This is a genomic window from Intestinibacter sp. (assembly GCF_051866655.1).
Lineage (GTDB): Bacteria > Bacillota > Clostridia > Peptostreptococcales > Peptostreptococcaceae > Intestinibacter.
Genome location: NZ_JBJDXL010000308.1, coordinates 1 through 3,664, shown reverse-complemented (window position 1 = coordinate 3,664; position 3,664 = coordinate 1). Strand labels below are relative to the sequence as shown.

At 30.5% G+C, this 3,664-nt stretch carries 3 protein-coding genes; all 3 read right to left on the bottom strand.

Annotation, left to right across the window (positions count from 1 at the left end; translation table 11 throughout):
- Window positions 1-401: enolase N-terminal-like fold-containing protein (locus tag ACI3VO_RS09215; protein WP_439757633.1), on the bottom strand; the 401-nt coding region annotated here is incomplete at its 3' end.
- A gap of 367 nt (window positions 402-768) precedes the next feature.
- Window positions 769-1,914 (bottom strand): iron-containing alcohol dehydrogenase, encoded by a 1,146-nt coding sequence (locus ACI3VO_RS09210; protein ID WP_439757632.1) that lies wholly within the window; start codon window positions 1,912-1,914, stop codon window positions 769-771.
- A 437-nt stretch (window positions 1,915-2,351) separates the two neighbouring features.
- A partial coding sequence (gene miaB, locus ACI3VO_RS09205; RefSeq protein ID WP_439757631.1) for a tRNA (N6-isopentenyl adenosine(37)-C2)-methylthiotransferase MiaB occupies window positions 2,352-3,664 on the bottom strand: 1,313 nt, incomplete at its 5' end.

Genomic DNA, 3,664 nt, shown 5'->3' with positions numbered 1-3,664 from the left:
AAATCGGCGTCGTACGATTTTTGAATATTTTCTTTATTTTCTAAAACTGCATCTACTACTGCAACTCTATCGTCTGGATCTATTGTAGATACAAATGGATGCTTTATTTTTTCTAATTTAAAATCGCTTTGAGGTTGTTTTTTATTATAAAATGCGTTAATGGCAGCTAGTCCTAAGCTTGCTTCTACAAAGTTCCATGACTTTATGGATTTTGCTAAATCCTTTAATTTCATATTCGGTTTTATTTCATTTTCAAATGGAAATCTCTTGTCGTTTAATACGCGACTAATTCCAGCACCAGAATCAGAGATTACCATGGCGAATTCTGTTCCGATAACCAAATCGTTTATTTTTATATCTTCTTGTATATTTTCGATTAAATTGTCATATAATTCCCACAATTTGCGTCCCCCCTATCCGCTTGTTATATGTATTTTATATATTGTTTTATATATTTTTATTATATTTTATTTAAAATAATTTATTTTTTATCATGTTTTATTATGTTTAGATATTTTGATTGTATCTCAAAAAAATTCAAAAGTAAGTTGTTTTAACAACTGACTTTTTTATTGTTTTGTGAATTAAAAGCAGTTTATGACATATTTTAAAATTTTTTGTCAATTCACAAAAATTTTACTTAAATTTAAAAAGGGAGTGCTATAAAATAGAATAAAATCCATTTTATAGTACTCCCTTACTTTATAATTTATAGAAAATTATATTCCTTTGAAATTACAAATAAATATAATTTATATTCTGTATGTACTAGAATACTTTGTTTAATATTTCAATTATTTCTTCTTTAGTAGCTTGTCTTGGATTAGTAGCAGAACAAGCATCTTTTAAAGCATTGACAGCTAATATATCGAAATCTTCTTTTTTAGCACCTAATTGTTCAAATCCAGAAGGTATTTCTACATCGGCAGATAATTTTCTTATCGCAGTTATAGCTGCAGCAGCACCTTCTTCATCAGTCATGTTACTTACATCTACTCCCATAAATTCAGCGACATCTTTTAATCTATCTGGGCAAACCTTAGCATTGTATTCTTGAACAGCTGGAAGTAATATAGCATTGCATACACCATGTGGTAGGTTATAGAATCCTCCAAATTGATGCGCTATAGCATGTACATAACCTAATGAAGCATTGTTAAATGCCATACCAGCTAAGAATTCAGCATATGCCATTTTGTCTCTAGCTACCATATCATTTCCGTCTTTAACAGCATCTCTTAGATATCCTTGGATTAATTTTATAGCCTTTTCAGCACAAGCATCTGTTATTGGAGTAGCTATAGTAGAAACATAAGCCTCAACAGCATGAGTTAAAGCATCCATACCAGTTGCAGCAGTCAATGATTTAGGCATACTCACCATTAAATTAGGATCGTTTACAGCTAGTGTTGGGTTAACATGTTCATCACATATTGCCATTTTTACATGTCTTTCTTCATCAGTTATTACACAGAATATAGTCATTTCAGAAGCAGTACCAGCAGTAGTATTTATAGCTATTAATGGAAGCTGCGGTTTTTTAGATTTATTGACTCCTTCGTAATCTTTCATATTGCCGCCATTAGTAGCAACTAAAGCAATCCCCTTTGCACAATCATGAGGTGAACCTCCACCAAATGACATAACAAAATCACAGTTTTCAGCTTTTAAAACTTCTACACCTTCCATAACTGAAGTCACAGTTGGATTTGGAACTGATCCAGGATAAACGACATACTCTATGCCATTAGCATCTAAGTTATCTAATATTTCTTTTAATTCTGCACTTTTAGCAGATCTTTTACCACAAACTATTAAAGCTTTTTTAAATCCTCTTGCTTTGATTTCAGCTGGAAGACTATCTGCGCATCCAGGTCCCATTAAACTTACATTTGGCATATAAAATTTGTACATTCTAATTTTCCCCCTTAGTTTTATATTTGTAGCAATACACCATTGTGTATATATCACATACATAAATCTATTGTTTGTAAATATAAATATAAAAATTACAATGTCCCAAAAGTATAACGTTTTCTACATGTCTACAAAACATATTATTTATTATTTGTTTAAGTGCTACCTTTACTTTAATTATATTAAAATTATGTAAATTGTCAACTATTTTTCTGATTTTTCAAAATTTACAATATTTTATGAATTTTTCGATATTTTTACAAATAAAACTATTTTCTAACATAATTCACTCTATCTAATAACAATTTTATACATTTTTGCTTGTTGTATAATGTTGTTTTATATAAGAAAATGTCCTCTTTTATGATCATAAATTAATTATTTTCATAAAGAGAACATCTTGTTATTTTCTCATCAATTTTTATTTAAAACTTTTAAACCATTTCTCCATTTAAAGAGAATGAAAGAGTTTCTGTTATTTTTACATCTACAAGTTTTCCAACTAAATCAGCATCTAAATCCTTTACAGTAAAGTTTACAAGCTTATTTTGTCTAGTTCTACCGCTGAATTTAGTATCATCAGTCTTACTCTTTCCTTCAACTAAAACTTCAACTACCTTATCTTGGTAAACAGAATTATTTTCCTTTAATATTTCATTTACAACTGCTAAAACCTTGTTGAATCTCTCGTGTTTTACATCTTCTGGAATTTGATTTTCCATTTTAGCTGCTGGTGTACCTTCTCTCTTTGAGTATATGAAAGTAAACGCATTGTCGTATCTTACCTTTTTGATTACATCTATTGTGTCTTCTACATCTTCATCTGTTTCACCAGGGAAGCCTATCATTATATCAGTTGAAAATGCTATATCAGGTATTTCAGCCTTAGCCTTTTCTATTATTTTTAAATAATCTTCTTTAGAATAATGTCTATTCATTTTCTTTAGTAGATTAGTACTTCCACATTGAACTGGAAGATGTAAAAATTCGCATACCTTATCGCAGTCTCTCATAGCGTATATAACTTCATCTGATATATCCTTTGGATGTGAAGTCATAAATCTTATTCTCTCTAAGCCTTCTATTTCATTTACCTTTCTTAGAAGCTCGGCAAAAGTTATTTTGTCTTCTTCCTCTAAAGTTTTACCGTATGAGTTTACATTTTGTCCTAATAATGTAACCTCCTTAGTTCCATGAGCAACTAATTCTTTGATTTCATTTATTATATCTATCGGTCTTCTACTTCTTTCACGTCCTCTAGTGTAAGGAACTATACAGTAAGTACAGAAGTTGTTACAGCCGTACATAATATTTACAAACGCCTTAAGCTCGAATTTTCTATCGCTCTTTAACCCTTCTACAACTTCTCCGTCTACATCCCAAACATCTACAAGCATAGCATCGCTTGACATAGCCTCTGCTAGTAATTCAGGGAATTTGTATAAATTATGAGTCCCGAATACTAAGTCTACATGTTTGTATTTAGATTTTATTTCCTTTACTACTGTAGGCTGTTGCATCATGCAGCCGCATACAGCTATCTTTAAGTTAGGATTTTTCTTTTTAGTCAGCTTTAAATGACCTAGATTTCCGTATACCTTAAGCTCTGCATTTTCTCTAACTGCACAAGTATTATATATTATTAAATCTGCAGTGTCCGCCATTAAAGTAGGTATATATCCCATATCATTTAACATAGCTGCTAGGTTTTCTGAGTCATGCTCGTTCATTTGACATCCAAATGTTT

Bases quoted from the DNA above. Each gene is read 5' to 3' on its own strand.
- ACI3VO_RS09210 (WP_439757632.1), bottom strand. From the start codon at position 1,914: ATGTACAAATTTTATATGCCAAATGTAAGTTTAATGGGACCTGGATGC.